15 protein-coding genes are annotated in these 16,318 nt (G+C 70.3%); 7 read left to right on the top strand and 8 right to left on the bottom strand.

The annotated features are described in order from the left end of the window. Positions 1-23 precede the first annotated feature (23 nt). On the top strand, positions 24-1,127 hold the full coding sequence (locus HV824_RS08020) for a hypothetical protein (protein ID WP_176423010.1): 1,104 nt from the start codon (positions 24-26) through the stop codon (positions 1,125-1,127). A 72-nt stretch (positions 1,128-1,199) separates the two neighbouring features. Here the strand turns inward: HV824_RS08020 and HV824_RS08015 are convergent, their stop codons facing one another. Beyond that, complete coding sequence (locus HV824_RS08015) at positions 1,200-2,834, bottom strand: transglycosylase SLT domain-containing protein (RefSeq protein ID WP_255207851.1); 1,635 nt, start codon at positions 2,832-2,834, stop codon at positions 1,200-1,202. A 376-nt stretch (positions 2,835-3,210) separates the two neighbouring features. Here HV824_RS08015 and gspC point away from each other — a divergent pair, with 376 nt between their 5' ends. After that, the gene (gene gspC, locus HV824_RS08010) at positions 3,211-4,080 is read left to right on the top strand and encodes a type II secretion system protein GspC (protein WP_176423008.1); all 870 of its coding nucleotides are present in this window, start codon (positions 3,211-3,213) and stop codon (positions 4,078-4,080) included. Between the two features lie 15 nt (positions 4,081-4,095). On the opposite strand, the gene HV824_RS08005 is transcribed toward gspC, so the two are convergent. Together HV824_RS08005 and HV824_RS08000 are read right to left on the bottom strand one after the other, a co-directional pair. Beyond that, positions 4,096-4,959: an NAD-dependent protein deacetylase gene (locus HV824_RS08005; protein WP_176416007.1), complete on the bottom strand. Its 864-nt coding sequence runs from the start codon at positions 4,957-4,959 to the stop codon at positions 4,096-4,098. Between the two features lie 117 nt (positions 4,960-5,076). Next, complete coding sequence (locus HV824_RS08000; protein WP_176423007.1) at positions 5,077-6,150, bottom strand: AbrB family transcriptional regulator; 1,074 nt, start codon at positions 6,148-6,150, stop codon at positions 5,077-5,079. Positions 6,151-6,240: 90 nt separating this feature from the next. Between HV824_RS08000 and HV824_RS07995 the strand changes: the two genes are divergently transcribed. From HV824_RS07995 to HV824_RS07985, 3 genes are all read left to right on the top strand, one after another. After that, positions 6,241-6,714: a GNAT family N-acetyltransferase gene (locus HV824_RS07995; protein ID WP_176423006.1), complete on the top strand. Its 474-nt coding sequence runs from the start codon at positions 6,241-6,243 to the stop codon at positions 6,712-6,714. A 100-nt stretch (positions 6,715-6,814) separates the two neighbouring features. Beyond that, the gene (locus HV824_RS07990; protein WP_176423005.1) at positions 6,815-8,389 is read left to right on the top strand and encodes a DUF1570 domain-containing protein; all 1,575 of its coding nucleotides are present in this window, start codon (positions 6,815-6,817) and stop codon (positions 8,387-8,389) included. 134 nt (positions 8,390-8,523) lie between these two features. Beyond that, positions 8,524-9,915: an aldehyde dehydrogenase family protein gene (locus HV824_RS07985; RefSeq protein ID WP_176416003.1), complete on the top strand. Its 1,392-nt coding sequence runs from the start codon at positions 8,524-8,526 to the stop codon at positions 9,913-9,915. A gap of 7 nt (positions 9,916-9,922) precedes the next feature. Here the strand turns inward: HV824_RS07985 and coaA are convergent, their stop codons facing one another. Continuing rightward, positions 9,923-10,876 (bottom strand): type I pantothenate kinase, encoded by a 954-nt coding sequence (gene coaA / locus HV824_RS07980; protein ID WP_176416002.1) that lies wholly within the window; start codon positions 10,874-10,876, stop codon positions 9,923-9,925. Between the two features lie 69 nt (positions 10,877-10,945). After that, a complete protein-coding gene (locus tag HV824_RS07975; protein WP_176416001.1) occupies positions 10,946-11,677 on the bottom strand; it encodes a M90 family metallopeptidase in 732 nt (243 codons plus the stop codon). A gap of 117 nt (positions 11,678-11,794) precedes the next feature. Between HV824_RS07975 and HV824_RS07970 the strand changes: the two genes are divergently transcribed. Both HV824_RS07970 and HV824_RS07965 read left to right on the top strand, forming a co-directional pair. Further along, positions 11,795-13,165: a BamA/TamA family outer membrane protein gene (locus HV824_RS07970; RefSeq protein WP_176416000.1), complete on the top strand. Its 1,371-nt coding sequence runs from the start codon at positions 11,795-11,797 to the stop codon at positions 13,163-13,165. Positions 13,166-13,272: 107 nt separating this feature from the next. Beyond that, entirely contained in the window at positions 13,273-13,506 is a 234-nt protein-coding gene (locus HV824_RS07965; protein ID WP_176415999.1) for a DUF504 domain-containing protein, read from the top strand. Here the strand turns inward: HV824_RS07965 and HV824_RS07960 are convergent. From HV824_RS07960 to HV824_RS07950, 3 genes are all read right to left on the bottom strand, one after another. Continuing rightward, positions 13,501-14,298 (bottom strand): nucleotidyltransferase domain-containing protein, encoded by a 798-nt coding sequence (locus tag HV824_RS07960; RefSeq protein WP_176415998.1) that lies wholly within the window; start codon positions 14,296-14,298, stop codon positions 13,501-13,503. The genes HV824_RS07965 and HV824_RS07960 overlap by 6 nt on opposite strands. Continuing rightward, positions 14,295-15,590 (bottom strand): nucleotidyltransferase domain-containing protein, encoded by a 1,296-nt coding sequence (locus HV824_RS07955; protein WP_176415997.1) that lies wholly within the window; start codon positions 15,588-15,590, stop codon positions 14,295-14,297. The genes HV824_RS07960 and HV824_RS07955 overlap by 4 nt, the downstream gene beginning before the upstream one ends. Before the next feature lie 83 nt (positions 15,591-15,673). Continuing rightward, positions 15,674-16,318, bottom strand: a 645-nt coding sequence (locus HV824_RS07950; protein WP_176423004.1) for an FAD-dependent oxidoreductase, incomplete at its 5' end; no start/stop codon positions are given.

Here is a 16,318-nt window from a genome sequence, read left to right as displayed (position 1 = left end):
GGCCCGCTCCGCCGAGGTATTCCATGCATCGGTTCCGCCCCCCTTCCGCCCTGCTCGCCGCCGTCGCCCTCCTGGGCTGTCAGTCCAACAAAGAGGACACGCCGGCCGCGCCCCCGGCTCCCGCGGCAGCGCCCCGCGCGGAGGCCGCGGCCGCACCTCCGCCCAAGCCCGCTCCGCCCCCCGCCGAGGCACAGCCGGAGCTCGGCTACCTCAAACCCACCGAAGACGCCGAACACTGCGAATGGATGCGCCAGCCCTTGAAGGGCGCGGCCACCCGTGTCTTCCGCTTCGACGCCTATTGCGACAGGTCCTCGGTGTCCTGGAGTCCGGATGGCAAGCAGGGACTCCTCTTCACGTGGCCCTCGGGCGAAGGGGAGGTGCCTCGCGCCTGGCGCGTGGACGTCGCCGCGAAGTCCGGGCAGCCGCTGGACCTGAAGTCCCTGCCCGGAGGAAACAGCGCCGGAAACCCCAACGAGCCTTACGTGTCGCGCGTCGGCTTCGACGCGCGGGGCCGGCCGGTGGCGCTCGTCGTCCTGGCCTCCGAATCGAAGGGCCCCCTCACCTTCGAGGGCGAGAGCTTCCCCGTTCCGAAGGGCAAGGGCGTGCCGGGGCTGGCCATGGCGTATCGCCTGGAGGATGGCGGCTGGCAGCGCATCGAAATCAAGGCGGCACGCTTCCAGGAGGACACGCCTTCCGAGCACGGCCTGCTTGAAGCGGCGGCGACCCTCACGCCGACGTGGACGGCCTCACTGCCCACCCGGCTTCCTGGCAGTAAGACCGCGCCGGCCCTGGCGAAGGAGCTGGATGCCCAGACGCCGGTGAGCGAGGGAGCGGGCTGGTGGATGGAGCTGCCCGGCCCCGGCGGCACGCTCTACTACCGGGCACGCCAGGAGGGCCCCATGCGCGTGCTCGGCCAGCCCCTGCTCTGGGCCCGTGGAGACCAGCGCCTGTCCTTGAAGGACCTCACGGAGCCGGACGCATACCTGGGCTTCCAGTTCGACCGGGGGCTCCTGCTCGTCATGTCCTACGGCGGCTATGCGGCGGCCACCGTCTGGGACCCGAAGACGCAGCAGCGCGTGGTGTCCGTGCCGGACGTCTACGCGCCCGCCTTCTGGCCCACGCCCTGATGAGCGCCGGAAAGACGACGGCCCGGCGCCCACGAAGGGAACCGGGCCGAAGTCGCGGCGCGTCGCGGTGCGCTACGCGGGGCCGGCGCCGTTGTACCAGCCGGTGATCTTCCGCACGTAGTCCTGCGTCTCCTTGAACGGAGGCACGCCGCCGTACTTGTTCACGTTGCCCGCGCCCGCGTTGTAGGCGGCGAGCGCCAGCCGCACGTCACCGTTGAAGCGCTTGAGCTGCTGAGAGAGGTACTTGGTGCCGCCCTCGATGCTCTGGCGCGGGTCCGTGCGGTTGGTGACGCCCAGCTCGCGCGCGGTGGCCGGCATGAGCTGCATCAGGCCCACCGCGCCCGCGCCCGACTTCGCGTTCGGGTTGAAGGTGGACTCCTGCTGGATGACCGCCTTGATAAGGCGCGCGGGCACGTTGTACTTCTGCGACATCTCGTTGATGAGGTTGTCGTACTTGTTCGACGAGAAGCCGCTCAGGTCGTTGTTGCCCTTCGCGGGGCTCGCGTTGCCCGTGCCCTGCGTACCGCCCGTGCCGCTGGTGGCGCCGGCGCCGCTGGCCACGGTGGCACCCAGCTTCGAGAACGCCGCGCGCGTCAGCGGACCGTAGTAGCCCGTGTTCTTCACGTTGTTGGCGGCCTGGAACTCCTTGAGCGCCGACTCCGTGCGCGGACCGAAGACGCCCGGGCCCGTGTTCATCTCGGCCTGGGTCATGTAGCCGCCCTTCACCAACGCCTGCTGGAGCTGCTTCACGGCGGGGCCGCTCGCGCCCTTCTCCAGGTCACCCGCGGGCAGCTTCATGCCCTTCACCGAGCCGCCCGAGGTCGGCGGCGGCTGGGAGCCCACGCCGCCCGTGCCACCACCGCCGTTCGTGTTGCCCGGACGCGGGTTGCCACCCGAGAAGGTCACCAGCTCACCCGTCGTCTTGTAGCCCTGGGGGCCGCCCGACAGACGGCTGCCCTGGACGTTGAGGGTGATCTCCTTCCCCGTGGCCGGATCGTTCGCGTAGTAGACGGGCTTGCCGTTCTGCGTGCCGCGGCCGGTGATGGTGATCCAGTGGTCGGTGCCGTTCGCGCCACCGCCGCTGCCCGCCCTGTAGTCCACACCCACGACCACCGGTCGGCCCGCGTCAATCTGCTTGTTGATGGTGTTCAGGTTCCACGCCTGCTTCGCGGCGCCCAGGCCGCCCATGGCCGCCGCCGAGCCCCACTTGAGCGCGTTGCCCGAGTAGCCGTTGTTGCGGTCCAGGTGCGCGTCCATCTCCCCGGGGTTGATGGTCTTCCCGGTGATCTTGCTCACCGCCATCGCGGTGGCCGTCATGGCGCAGCCCGCCGCGGACAGGCTCGAGCTGGTGCCAAGCCGGCGCGAGCCCCACTGCGCGTCGCCCTGCTTGTAGAGCGGCGTGCCGTCACGGGACGTGGGGAACTGCCGGCCGTCGTCGTCGCGAACCTGACCGTTGGCGGCGCGCGTCGTCGTCGCCGCGGGGGTGAAGTCGTCACCGCTCGCCGGAGTCGCCGTGCCAGAACCCGTGGTGCCACCACCCCGGGTGGGCGCGCTCTCGAACGTGTCCGGAATGGACAGCTTCTGGCCCGCGCGAATCTTGTTCGGGTCAGCGATGTTGTTGGCCTGGGCCAGCGCGGAGACGGACGTGTTGTACTTGCGCGCCAGCGAGCTCAGCGTGTCGCCACTGCGAACGGAATGGGTCTTCAAGGCCAAAACCTTTCGTCACCCGATGCGGCGTCGGGCGGGGGGATATTCACGATTCTCGGCCGTGATGAAGTGAAGTTGCCTCATCCCCAGACAAACACTGGCAACGAAATTGTCAAACCTGACAGGACACCCCATCCGCCATCGCTGTTGATTTACATGAACACCCAACAACATGCGACGCACCGCGCAACGCATGCCCCTTCTGTCAACGGGCGCCGTGACAGCCTGTCACACACACGTCGCGCCTCCGTGACAGCGCTGGCTGGGTGAGTCCCGTGCGGGCAAGGCCCTCAGAGTAAGCGCGGCCTCGCGCAGGCCCTGGCCTCGTGCTTGCTCAAGGGCCGCGCGTCACTCCCGAACGCAAAGGCACTCGGCCATGGCCACCCCACTCCGGAAGTACTTCTGGCTCGTCACCACGACATTCATCGCACTCGCCATGCTGCTCCTGGCGAGCACATCCAACCTGTTCGTGGAGTTCGCATTCTCTCCACGCATCCCAGGCATGCGGGATGAGCAGGCCTTGTCGGAAGAGGCTGCCTCACGCCCCCGCACGGCACTGGAAGGCAGTCGTCTGGCAAAGCTCACGGGACTGACTTTCGACAAATCACCGGAGGAGGCCGCTCCCTCCGGTGGCAGCGCGGCCATGAACACCTCCCTGCGGCTGAAGCTGCTTGGCACCCTGGTGGCGCATGACTCGAAGTGGTCGCTCGCCTCGCTCGAGGACCTCGACGCGAAGCGCATCCGCAGCGTGATGACCGGTGACGCCCTGCAGGGCGCCCGCGTCGTCTCCATCGAGCGCGAGCGCATCACCTTCCTGGTGGACGGCCGGGAGGAGTTCATCCGCGCCGACCGCCATGGCGGCGCCTCACCCGCGCCTGTCCTGGCGAACGTCGCGCCCGTGCAGACCGGTGTCCGCACGGTGGGTGAGCACACCTATGAGGTGTCCCGCCGCGCTGTCGAAGACGCGCTTGCCAATATGGACGGCCTGCTCACCCAGGCCCGTGTGGTGCCGGCCTTCCGCGACGGCAAGCCTCAGGGCTTCAAGGTCTTCTCCATCAAGAAGGGCTCCCTCTACGAACAGCTCGGCATCCAGTCTGGTGACGTGCTCCGGCGCATCAATGGCGTCTCGCTCGACACGCCCGACAGGGCCCTGGAGGCATTCACGCTGCTGCGGGGCGCGCCGCACCTCGAGCTCGACATCGAGCGAGGAGGGAGTCCGGTCCGCAAGGTCTACGACGTGTGGTGACAGCCGCGCGGCGCGTCAGCTCCGGGCCAGGGCCGCCGCGAGCCGGGGGAGCGCATCCCCCGCCCGGGCCTCCAGGTGCACGTCCGCGAGCTCCACGCCCCGGCACTCCCCCAGGTTGAGGATGGCGATGGGCATGCGGCGCTCGGACGCGCGCACCAGGAAGCGGTAGCCGGAGAAGATGGCCAGCGAAGAGCCCACCACCAGCAGCGCGTCGCCTTCCTCCAACAGACCGAACGCCGACGCCACGGTGGGAACCGGCACGTTGTCGCCGAAGAAGACGACGTCCGGCTTGAGCGTGCCACCGCACACCAGGCACGCCGGGACCTGGAAGGATGACAGCTGCTCGGAGGTCAGGTCCGCGTCACCGTCCGGGCGCAGCTCCAGCACCGCATGAGAGAAGCCAGGGTTGAGCGACAGCAGCCGCGCCTGCAACCCGTCGCGCGCCTCCTGAGCGCCGCACGCCAGGCAGCGGACCTGGGCCAGCGCGCCATGCAGCTCAATCACCCGCGAGCTGCCCGCGGCGTGGTGCAGCCGGTCCACGTTCTGGGTGATGAGGCCTCTGACGTGGCCCGCCTGCTCCAGCTCCGCCAGCGCCGCGTGCGCCGCGTTGGGCCGGGCCGAGGAGAAGCGCGGCCAGCCCATCAGGCTTCGCGCCCAGTAGCGCGCCCGGACCTCGGGACGCGTGAGGAACTCGCGATGCTGGATGGGGTTGCGCGCCCGCGCCCGCGTCCCAGGCCCCCGATAGTCAGGGATGCCTGACTCGGTGCTGCAACCCGCCCCGGTGAGCACCACCGTACTGCGGCGCGTGAGCAATGAGACCAGCGCCTCCATGCTCGGAGCGAGGCTGGGGACAGGCAGGGCATCGTGCGGGGCAGTCATCGCGGCCTGCATATTAACCGCCCGCCCTCGGCAGCGCCGGATGTCCGCCCTCGCCAGACGCACGCCTGCCCCCGCTGGCTCGGGAACGCACGCCTGCCAGCCTGTCCAGCGGGGTGCTCAGGTGTCCCGGGCGGGGGACAGCCTGCGCAGAAATGTCGGCGCGACGAGGAAGATCAAGAGCACCCGTCCCACCTGGACCGCCAGCACCACGGACAACGTGGCACGCGTGCCCAGCGCGATGGCGAGCACGGAGTCGGCGCCGCCTGGAGACGTCGCGAAGTAGGTGGTGATCAGGTCCACGCCCGCAGCGGCGGACCAACTCCACGCGAGCAGCAGACACCCCGCCACCATCGCCACCGAGGCCGCCAGCGCGACGTGGGCAACGCGCTTCAGCTCCTGCACCGCCGAGGCATCGAACTGGCTGCCCACGCGCACGCCCAGCACCCACAAGGCCAATGGCAGGAGGCCCGGGGGCCACGCGCCCACCGGCAGGCCCAACACCGTGAGGGGAATGCCCAGCAACACGGGCCCCAGGAAGGCACCGGCCGGCAGCTTCAAGCGCAGCCCCAGGACACTGCCCACGGCGGACACCGCCGCCGTCGTCAGCCAGGCCCACTGCGGAGGCGGAGAGCCGGAAAGGTCCGCCGCGCGGGCCACGGCCACGTCCGGCGTGTCCCCCGCCCACCGCCCCACCGCCACGGCCACGAGAATCACGACGCACAGGCGCATGTACTGGAAGAGCGTCACCAGCCGCGCGTCCGCGCCCAGCTCGTCACTCAGCGCCACCATCGCGGACGCGCCCCCCGGCATCAGCCCCAAGGTCGCGGTGCGCGGGTCCAGGTGGCCCAGCCTCGCGCACACCCACGCCACGCCCTGCGCCACGGCCACCACGCCCACCACTGCGCCCAGTGACACGGCCCAGTTGGCCGCGAGCGCGCTCCAGGCCTCCGGCGAGAAGGACGAACACAGCGCGCCCCCCAGCACCGACTGCGCCACCAGCAGCCCCCGGCGCGACACCGGGGCGTGCACGGACAGCGTCAGCGACGCGGCAATCGACACCACCATCGCCCCCAGCAGCGCCCCGGCGGGCAGGCGGGCGAGTTCCGCGAGTCCTGCGGCGAGCAGCGTCGCCACGGTGACGGCCACCACGCGGCGTGAGCGGCTTCCAGGCGCGGCGTCCTTCGTCGTCACGACGCCGAACGTAGCAATGAAGGATGAGACGCGCGCCGGGTGTCCGCCGAGGGAGGCCCCACACGCTTACCCGTGCTAGACGCCCTCCTCATGCGGAGCTGGCAATGGAAGTCCTACCAAGCGCTGTCCCTCGACGAGCTGTACGACGTGCTCGCCCTGCGACAGGAGGTCTTCGTGGTGGAGCAGCGCTCCATCTACCAGGACGTGGACGGGTTCGACCGGAGCGCGGAGCACCTGCTGCTCCACACGGAGTCGCAGGGCGCCCGGCTGCTCGCCGCGTACTTGAGGGTGCTGCCTCCCGGTGTGAAGTACCCCCAGGAGAGCAGCCTGGGCCGCGTGGTGACGTCGCCCCGCGCACGGGCCCAGGGGCTGGGGCGCGAGCTGGTGGCGCGTGGCATTGCCCGGCTGGACAGCCTGTACCCACAGGCCGCCATCCACATCGGGGCCCAGCACTACCTCCAGCGCTTCTACGAAGGCTTCGGCTTCCAGACGCAAGGGGACGTCTACGACGAGGACGGCATCCCCCACATCGACATGGTGCGCCCCGCTCGCGGGACGCGCTGACGCCGGGCCACGGCCGACGCCCGCCGCTATGTGCCGGGTCGGCAGACGTTACACTGGCCGTGCGCCGGGGACCGCGCCCCGGCCGAGGAGACGACCCGACTTGCGCCACGGCCTCGCGATGGGGGCACTGCTCGCCCTGCTCTCCACCACCCAGCTCGCGTGCGTCGTGGGCCCGCGCTTCACCACGTGTCCGGGCGAAGGCGGCCGGCCCTGGCTGCGCCTGGACAGCGACCACTACACGCTGCACACAGACCTTGCCTCCGAAGAGGCACGCGAGGCCATGCGGACCTTGGAACGGACCCGGGCCGCCATCCTCACGTCGATGTGGCCGCAGGCCCTGAGCCAGCAGATGACGAAGCTGGACGTCTACGTGCTCCAGGACCCGCGCGAGTTCGAAGGACTCTACCCACGCCGCGTGCGCGCCTTCTTCTTCCGCTCCGACAGCGAGGCGCTCATCGTCCTGTCGGGACGGCCCGACATGTGGGAGCGGACCTTCTCCGGCATGTCCCTGGCGTCCTCATCCCCGCTGAACCACGAACTGGCCCACCACCTGAGTGCCTATCCGCTCTCCCGTCAGCCTCGCTGGTTGTCCGAAGGCCTGGCCGAGTACCTGGAGACGCTGCGCCTTTCCGAGGATGGACAGACGGCGGTCGTCGGCGTTCCGCACTGGACGGCCATCGCGCTAATGACGTCCTGGCTCGACGGCGTCAGGAGGGGATTGGCACGAGGTTGGACAATTCAGCGGGTCCTCCAGTGGGACCGAACCCTGGAGGCGCGCGAGCAGGACAAGGAAGTCGGCGCGAACTACGCGGGGAGCTGGCTGCTGGTGCATTGGCTGCTGAATGAGCGGCCCCAACCCTTCGCCGAATACCTGGCGTTGCTCAACCAGGGAGTCGCCCCCGCGCAGGCACTCGCGCGGGCGCTGCCCGAGCTGACGTCCCCCTCGCTCGACAGCGTGCTCTACGCATACCTGCGCAACCGCCGCTTCGTGCAGCGCACCGTCTCCGTGCCACCCTCAGGGACCGCGTTCATCGAGGAACCCCTCGATGATGCGCAGGTCCATGCCATCCGCTCGAAGCTCGCCGCCCTGGGGGCACACCTGGCCCACCGGGAGCCCTTCATCACCAACCGCCGGAAGGTGGCGAAGGACGAGCTAGACGAGGCGCTCCGGCTGAATCCCACCGGACTCCTGGCGCTGTCGGTGAAGCTGCGCAGCGCGCCCGCGCACGAACACGTGGCCATTGGCCGGAGCGCCGTGGAGGCCCACCCTCACGCGAGCGAGGCCTGGCAACTGCTGGGCGCGGCGCTGCGGAATGAGCCCACCGCGAAGGAGGAGCGCGAGGCCGCCTATCGCGAGGCCTTGCGGCTGGACCCGCGCAACGCCTATGCGGCGCGAGAGCTGGCGTGGATGTTGGTCACCCAGGGCCGCCACACGGAGGCCCTGCCGCTGGCGCGCTGGGCGGTGTCGCTCGCGCCGTGGAGCCCCAACGCCCTGGACACGCTGGCCATGGCCCTGGCCGGCAGCGGCGCGTGCGAAGAGGCGCGGCAGGCGGAACATCGGGCCCTGGAGTTCATCGAGGAAGAGGGCTCGCCGGAGCTGGAGCAGTTGCTCCGCCAGCGCATCGCCGGGCTCGAGGATGGCACCCTCTGCGTGGCGTCCCCACCCGACGCCTGAAGCCGGCGGGCGATGGGCCGACAACACTTCCCGGACGCCATCTGTCACGTACCGCACGCGCCGGGGCGGCCCGGGCGGCCCGCGACTTCGCGGGCCCATGACGCGATGCGCGTCCATGGCTTTCCTGCGAGTCCATGAGCCAGCGCCCCCACCTCGTCGACAATCCCTTCACCGGCGACGTCGCCGCTTCCGTCGAGCCCACGTCACCCGCGGAGCTGGACAGCGTGCTGGAGCGGGCCCGCGCCGCGTCGCGCGCGCTGCGCGCCATGAGTGTGGCGGAGCGCGTGAAGCGGGTGCTGCGCGCGTGCGAGGTGATGGAGAAGAACACCGAAGCCATCGCACGGGACATCACCCGGCAGATGGGCAAGCCGCTGTCCCAGGCGCGGGGCGAGGTGGGCGGCATGGCGGGACGCCTGCGCCACATGGCCGCCATCGCCGAGGACTCCCTCGCGGACCTCGTCCTGCCGCCCAAGGACGGCTTCGAGCGGAGAGTCGCGAAGGAGCCGCTGGGCGTGGTGCTGGACCTGCCCGCGTGGAACTACCCGCTCCTCACCGCGGTGAATGCCATCGCGCCCGCAGTGCTCGCGGGCAACGCGGTCATCGTGAAGCACTCGCCGCGCACGCCCCTGTGCGGTGGCCACTTCGCGCGCGCCTTCGCCGAAGCCGGCGCGCCCGATGGCGCGGTGCAGGCCATCTTCCTGGACTACCCGGGGACGGAGCAGCTCGTCGGTGACGCGCGCGTGGACCACGTGCTGTTCACCGGCTCGGTGCTCGGCGGCCACAAGCTGCAGGCGGCCGCGCGCGAGCGCTTCCTGCACATTGGCCTGGAGCTGGGAGGCAACGACCCGGCCTACGTCGCGCCGGACTGTGACTTCGACAAGGCGGTGGAGAACATCGTCGACGGCGCCATGTACAACGCGGGGCAGAGCTGCTGCGCCGTGGAGCGGGTGTACGTGCACCGCTCGCTGTACGAGCGCTTCGTCGCCGCCGCGGAGCCGCTCGTGCGCGCCTACGTGCTGGGCGACCCGGAGTCCGAGCGGACGACGATGGGCCCCATCGCCCAGCCCTGGCACCCCGCCGAGCTGCAGGCCTTCGTCCAGGACGCAACGAGTTTGGGCGCGCGGCTCGTCACCGGTGGCCGCGCGACACAGGTGGGGGGACGGGGCCGGTTCTTCGAGCCTACCCTGCTCCGCGACGTGAGCCCCCAGGCGCGGCTGATGCGCGAGGAGTCCTTCGGGCCGCTGCTGCCCATCGCGCCGGTGGACTCGGATGAGGAGGCCCTGGCGCTGATGAATGCCTCGCGGCTGGGCCTCACCGCGAGCGTGTGGACGTCCGACCGGGAGCGCGCGGACCGGCTGGCGCGGCAACTGGAAGCGGGCACCGTCTACATGAACCGCTGCGACGCGCTGGACCCCGCGCTGCCCTGGAGCGGCGTGAAGGACTCCGGGCGCGGCGTGACGCTGAGCGCGCTGGGCTTTGACGCCCTGACGCGGCCCAAGGCGCTCCACTACCGCCTGCGCTTCTGAAGCGCGGCTACAGCTTGCGCAGCCTCACCCGCTTCACCTTGTGGTCGGGGCCCTTGAGGAGGATGAGGCGCGCGCGAGAGCGGGTGGGCGCGATGTTCTGGGCCAGGTTGGGCCCGTTGATTTCGCCCCACACCGACTCGGCGAGCTGAAGCGCCTGCTCGTGGTTCAGCTCGGAGAAGCGGCGGAAGTAGCTGCGCTCGTCGCGGAACGCCGTCTGCTGCAGCTTGAGGAATCGGTCCACGTACCAGCGGCGGATGTCGTGCTCGTGCGCGTCCACGTAGATGGAGAAGTCGAAGAAGTCGGAGAGGAACGTCGCCGGCATCTGCTTGCCCTCCTGCGCCCCGGCCTGGAGGACGTTGAGCCCTTCCAGGATGAGGATGTCGGGCTGGCGGACTACCTGCGCCTCACCGGGCACCACGTCGTAGACGAGGTGCGAATACACCGGCGCCGCCACCTCCGCGCGGCCGGCCTTCAGCTCCGCCAGGAAGCGCACCAGACCGCGCCGGTCATAGCTCTCCGGGAAGCCCTTGCGCTTCATCAGGTCGCGCTCGGTGAGGACCCCGTTGGGGAAGAGGAACCCGTCCGTCGTCACCAACTCCACGCGCGGGTGGTCCGGCCACCGCTTCAGCAGCGCCTGGAGGATGCGCGCCGTCGTGCTCTTGCCCACCGCCACGCTCCCGGCGATGGCGATGATGTACGGCACCTTCTGCGCCGAGCCGCCCAGGAAGGCTTGCTGCTCCGCCCACAGCCGCTGCGCCGCGGCCACCTGCAGGTTCAGCAACCGGGACAAGGGCAGGTAGACGTCCACCACCTCATCCAGGTCCAGGTGCTCTCCCAGGCCCCGCAGTCCATCAATCTCCGCGGACTCCAGCGGCAGCGGCGTGGCGGCACGCAGCGCACGCCAGGACTCCCGTTCCAGGTCGATGAACATGGATGCGGACGGACTGGTGGCTGAGGCCATGGATTCCACTCCAGGAGATGAACATCCAGGCCGCCGCGTAGCACAGCCGGGACGTTCGCGCTCGGACGTTCAGGCGCCAGCCGCGGGATCCCACCCGTAGAAGCGCTTCAGCTCCTCATAGAGCTCCGGCGTCTTCTCCCGCATTTGCCGGGGTTTCTCGAAAAACGATTCGGTGGCCACCGCGAAGAACTCGGCCTCGTTGAGCCCACCATAGTCATCCAGGACCTGCCGTTCCCGCCGCTGGCCCTGCTGAAGCTTGTGGAAGTGCTCGCTCATCACCGCGCTCCAGGCCCGGTAATGCGAATACGCGCGCAGGTTGGGCGTGCCATCAAAGGCGCCGTCGGCCCGGTCCAACACGTGGGCGAACTCATGTGTGGCGGTGTCGTGGCCGTCGTCCGGGTTGCGCAGCCCCGCGAGCACCGACTCCCACGAGAGGATGACGGAGCCCCAGTTCTTCGCCTCGCCCAGCACCCCGCCCGTGCGGTCCGGGATGCGGAAGGCGCCGGGATAGACGATGACCTCCCGCAGCCGGTCGTAATACGACAGGCCCAGGTGCACCACGAGCTGCACCGCGGTGGCGGAGATGACCACGCGCATCTCCTCGGTGACCTCCAGTCCGCCGGCGCCGATGAACTCCTTCTCCCACGCGAACACCTTGAGCTTGTCCAGGAAGGGCTGCCGCAGCTCCGGGGAGAGGGTGCGGAAGAAGGGCACGCGCGCGTCAAGGTAGCCCAGCCAGGCCTCCGGAAAGGGGCGGCGAAGCAGGCGCCGACGCCGGAGCTGGCGGATGAAGGAGAGCATGCGCACTGGCATAGCAGACGGGCATGGCGCGAGGAGCACCTCCCGGGACGAAACTGGAGGTAGATTGTGCCTCGCGGGCGCTGGCCGGCAGCCCCTTTCACGGACGTGCAACGAGCAATGAGCAGACGCGTGTGGGTTCGATGCGCGGCGCTGGGGCTGAGCCTCCTGGCGCCCCAGGCACCGGCGCAAATCACGGAGTCAGACCCGGTCGTCGAGGAAGTGGTGGTCCGCGGCCCGAAGAAGACCCAGCCGGACACGGTGCGCGCCTACGCGCGCGTGGGGGAAGGAGACCCGCTCGCGCTCGAGGACCTGGCCACGGTCGAGCGGCGGCTGGTCGCCACGGGCCTCTTCCAGGAGGTGAAGGTCCACTACGAGCCGTCCGGGCCCGGCCGGGTGCGGCTGATTCTGGAGGTGGAGGACAAGGCGTCCTGGGTGGTGGCGCCCACCTTCGTGTTGCAATCCGACAACGTCGGCGGCGGCGTGCTGTACGCGGAGAACAACCTCTGGGGCCGCAGCAAGAAGTTCGCGACAGCGGCCCAGGTGAGCACGGCGGAGAGCGGACTCTTCGCGGGCTTCCTGGACCCGAACCTCTTCGGGCTGCCCCAGCTCCGCTTCAGCCTGGAAGGCCAGCTTCGCAGCGACCGGGTGGACGAGTACCTGCCCGGCTCCGGCCAGCGGCGCCCGGAGGTGGTGCGGCGGACGCGGATGAACTCCGCGTCCATCGCCGGAGAGCTGGGCTTCCTGCTGTTCGAGCGCGTGCGCGCGGCGGCCAAGTACCGGCTGATGTCCATCGACGCGAAGTCCCCCGACTCCACCGAGGAGGTGACGACGCCCGCCTTCTCCCTGGGCCCGTCGCAGCAGGACGCGTCCCTGCGGCTGATGGTGGGCATCGACACGCGGCAGAACCTGCACGCGGTGATGGAGGGCCTCAACCTGGAGGCCTCCTATGAGCGCTCCACTCCCGGCGTCGGCAGCGACTTCCGCTACGAGCGCTTCGGCCTGCTGTACCGCCATGGCTTGCGACTGGTGGGTGAACACAACCTGGTGCTGCGCGGCGAGGCCGTGGCCGGCGTGGACCTGCCGTTCCATCAAGAGCTCGTCATGGGCGGCAACTCCCTGCGCGGCTTCGTCTACCGGCAGTTCCGGGGTGACACGCGCCTGTCCTTCACCGCCGAGTACCACTTCCCCCTCTTCACGGTGAACCCGCTGTCCTTCCGCGGCGTCGCCTTCTCCGACACGGGGATGATGATGTGGCGCAAGCTGCCCGGGGACCGGGAGCTGCGGGACGTCCACGGGCGCGTGGTGCGCAGCTACCTGCCGGACGCGGCGGGCGGGCTGGGGAACGCCACGGTGGCCCAGGGCGTGGGCGCCGGCCTGCGGCTGTACCTGCGCAACATCGTGCTGCCCCTGGTGGGCGTAGACGCGGCCTACAGCGTCAACTCGGGCGAGTTCCGCTTCTATCTGGTGGCGGGCGTGAGTCCGTCCTAGGGACGACACGTCAGGCGGCCCCTCGGTGGGGCGTCGGGTGCGGCGCGCCATGCCATCATGTCATGAGGGCAGGCGCGTCTCCCCTCCCCGCTTCACGCGAGCCCGTCATGTCCGATGAACGCTTCACGACCAGCCGCGAGGTCTACCACCGCATCCAGTGGGACCCGCGGTTCGACCCCCGCGAGTTCACCATCGGCTACGACGCCCATGGTGAGACGCGCGAGGAGATGCCGTTCGCGGCCTTCGTCCCGGACGGCGAGATTCCCTGGCACCGCGTCTGGTACTTCAAGCGCGGCCACCAGGTGGTCTGGGACCGCGAGCAGCGCTTGGACTTGCTATAGCGGGTGTCCCCCGAAGTTCCTCCGCCGCAGGTCCAGCATCCACGCCTCCAACGCGGCCACGGCCTCGGCGGGCGGTGACTCGGGAAGCACCGAGTCCGCCCGCGCGACTTCGAGCACCTCGAACGCGCGCGACACCTCGCCGCGCCACCGCTCGCTCAGTGCCTCCGGGAGCTCGCTCTTCTCCCCGCGCAGCTTCTGCTCCACCAGGGCATGGGCCTCCGCGAAGCCGTACCGCGACAGCAGCTCCGTGACGTCCGTCTCCACCTCGCCGGTCCGCAGCGCATGGGTCCCCGTCAGCGTGGTGCGCAGCACGTAGAGCAGCCGCTTCGCTGAACGGAACCCACTCTTCTCCCACTCGCGCAGCTGTCCCTGGGCAAAGCCGTTGTAGTGGCGGTGCAGCTTGCGCGACAGCACCGCGCGCACCAGCGGACGCAGCGACTCCAGCTCCGGAGACACGCGCAGGGGGATGGCCCCCAGCACCCGCTCCAGGTAGTTCCCATTGCCTTGCAGGATGCCCTGGAGCACCGGCAGCAGTTCGTTGGACGAGTAGTCCACCTCCACGCCCTCCAGCACCTCCAGCCGCTCCGTGGGGACGTGTACGGGCTGCAGCGTCAGCAGCGCCGCGGTCCGCGCGACGTGGATGGACTTCAGGTCCAGGTCGCTGTCCGGCGAGGGGAAGCCATAGGCGTGCGCTCCGGACAGGGAGACGACCAGATGCGCGCGGTGCCGGGACTCCTCGTCCAGCACGCGGTCCGCCATGGCCCGTTGATGTTCCGTCAAGGTGCCCTTCATTCCGAATCCCTCCACGCCATGGCCGGGGCCTCCGGCGCGTCACGTCCTAGCGGCCCGGGCTCCTTCAGCACCCAGCGCCGCGCCAACTCCTCGCCCACGCGCCGCAGCAACCGGTCCGCGCGTTCGTAGTCCGGATGCTCCGGCAGACGGCTCTCCCGGTGTGCTGCCTCCAGGTCCGGCGCCAGCGCCTCCGCGTCCCGCAGCACGTCCTCCAGCGGCACGCGGCCCGCCTTGATGTCGAGCAGCCGCGCCTTCAGTGGGCCGGAGGCCTCGAAGACGGGCGCCCCCTCGCGCAGCCACCCTGTCGCCGTGGCCACCAGTCGCAGCAGGTTGTAGGCGTTCTTCGGGCGCAGCTCGCGCGCGGAGGGAGGCCGCTGGCCGCCACTTCGCGCATAGGCGGTGAGCGCCTTGAAGTCGTTGGCCGCCAGCAGCCCCTGGTCCCAGAGCGAGCGGTAGAGCTGCTTCACGTACGTCTTCGCCGCCAGCAGCGCATCGTGCGCCGACGGCGCCTCGCGAGGCGACACGGCCGACAGCCGGCGCGCCACCTCGTCCAGGTCCGGCGCGGGCTCCTCGCACAGCCATTCGAGCAGCAGGTCCCGATGCTCCGCCAGCCGCTGGCTGCGCGTGAGCTTGTCGAGCTGGCTCATGGCGTAGCGCCCGAAGCTGCCGAACAGGGCCTTCGACACGAAGGCGTCGCGCTCCTCCAAGAGCCACGCGCCCACCGGGTCCAACGCCTTCGCGCCCGGCACGAAGAGCGTCTCCAGCGTGTTCGGGTCCGCGCGGAGCGCCTGCTCCACCGCCTTGTGGACCTCCCAGTACGTGGTGCTGCCGTCCGCGCTCACCAAGTCCCTGGGCGCTTCGACCAGTCCAAATCTCCAAGGGAGAGGCAGCGCGAACACGCCGCGCACATCCACGTCCGAGCGCTCGTCGGCCAGCCCCCAGGCATGGCTGCCCACGCGCGTCTCCAGCACCACACACGGCGTCAGCGCGCTCCACGCCGCCTCGCGGCGCTGGGCGAACTGCACCTGCCCCGGGCGCCGGGGCACCAGCTCATCCCGCGCGAACCACACCTCCCCCACGCCGACAATCTGCACGTCGAAGCCGCCGTCATGCGCGCGGACCACGCGGCCCACCACGCCCTGCGGGATGCGGCGGCCTCCGGAGGCCAGGCGCTCCACGCGCGTCGTCACCTCGGTGCCGTGGGGCAGCGGCACCGACAACCGGTCCACCTGTTCCAGGCCCCGGATGCGCGCGCCGCCTGGGGAGGAGGGCTCCGTCGATGAATCACTCATGGGGTCGTCACCTCTCGAATCGGTGCGAAAGCCGCCCTGGGACGGCGGGACGAGCGCCGCCCTGACCCGCACCAAGGCGGGCCTCAGCGCCGGGTGGGCGCCCCCGCATCATGCCCCAGCTCCGCCGCCATGCGCTCGTCGGGGTCCGGACGCTTGTCTCGCAGGGTGACGAACTCCTCGGCCGCGGTGGGGTGGATGCCCACGGTGGCGTCGAGCTGCTTCTTGGTGACGCCACACTTCACCGCCACCGCCAGCCCCTGGATGATCTCCGGTGCGTCCGTCCCCACCATGTGACAGCCGAGCACGCGGTTGGACTCGCGCTCCACCACCACCTTCATCATGGTGCGCTCGTTGCGCCCGCTCAGGGTGTGCTTCATTGGGCGGAAGCTGGTGACGTAGACGTCCAGCTTCCCATGGCGCTCCCGCGCCTCCACCTCCGTCAGTCCCACGGAGGCCACGGGCGGCTGACTGAATACGGCCGACGGCACGTCGGTGTGGTCCATCTGCGTCGGGTTGTCGTTGAAGAGCGTCTCCGCCAGGGCGCGCCCCTCCGCGATGGCCACCGGCGTGAGGTTGATGCGGTCGGTGATATCGCCCACCGCGTAGAGGCTCTCCACCGAGGTGCGGGACCACTCGTCCACCACCACCGCGCCGCGCGCATCCAGCACCACCCCCACCTCCTCCAGCCCCAGTCCCCCCGAGTTGGGAACGCGCCCGGTGGCGAACAG

The organism is Myxococcus sp. AM009 (assembly GCF_013372605.1).
Lineage (GTDB): Bacteria > Myxococcota > Myxococcia > Myxococcales > Myxococcaceae > Myxococcus > Myxococcus vastator.
The sequence above is the reverse complement of the archived record's forward strand: the minus strand, read 5'-3'. Positions and strand labels throughout refer to the sequence as shown.

Bases quoted from the DNA above. Each gene is read 5' to 3' on its own strand.
- HV824_RS08020 (WP_176423010.1), top strand. From the start codon at position 24: ATGCATCGGTTCCGCCCCCCTTCCGCCCTGCTCGCCGCCGTCGCCCTC.
- gspC (WP_176423008.1), top strand. From the start codon at position 3,211: ATGGCCACCCCACTCCGGAAGTACTTCTGGCTCGTCACCACGACATTC.
- HV824_RS08005 (WP_176416007.1), bottom strand. From the start codon at position 4,959: ATGACTGCCCCGCACGATGCCCTGCCTGTCCCCAGCCTCGCTCCGAGC.
- HV824_RS07995 (WP_176423006.1), top strand. From the start codon at position 6,241: ATGCGGAGCTGGCAATGGAAGTCCTACCAAGCGCTGTCCCTCGACGAG.
- HV824_RS07985 (WP_176416003.1), top strand. From the start codon at position 8,524: ATGAGCCAGCGCCCCCACCTCGTCGACAATCCCTTCACCGGCGACGTC.
- coaA (WP_176416002.1), bottom strand. From the start codon at position 10,876: ATGGCCTCAGCCACCAGTCCGTCCGCATCCATGTTCATCGACCTGGAA.
- HV824_RS07975 (WP_176416001.1), bottom strand. From the start codon at position 11,677: ATGCTCTCCTTCATCCGCCAGCTCCGGCGTCGGCGCCTGCTTCGCCGC.
- HV824_RS07970 (WP_176416000.1), top strand. From the start codon at position 11,795: ATGAGCAGACGCGTGTGGGTTCGATGCGCGGCGCTGGGGCTGAGCCTC.
- HV824_RS07965 (WP_176415999.1), top strand. From the start codon at position 13,273: ATGTCCGATGAACGCTTCACGACCAGCCGCGAGGTCTACCACCGCATC.
- HV824_RS07960 (WP_176415998.1), bottom strand. From the start codon at position 14,298: ATGAAGGGCACCTTGACGGAACATCAACGGGCCATGGCGGACCGCGTG.
- HV824_RS07955 (WP_176415997.1), bottom strand. From the start codon at position 15,590: ATGAGTGATTCATCGACGGAGCCCTCCTCCCCAGGCGGCGCGCGCATC.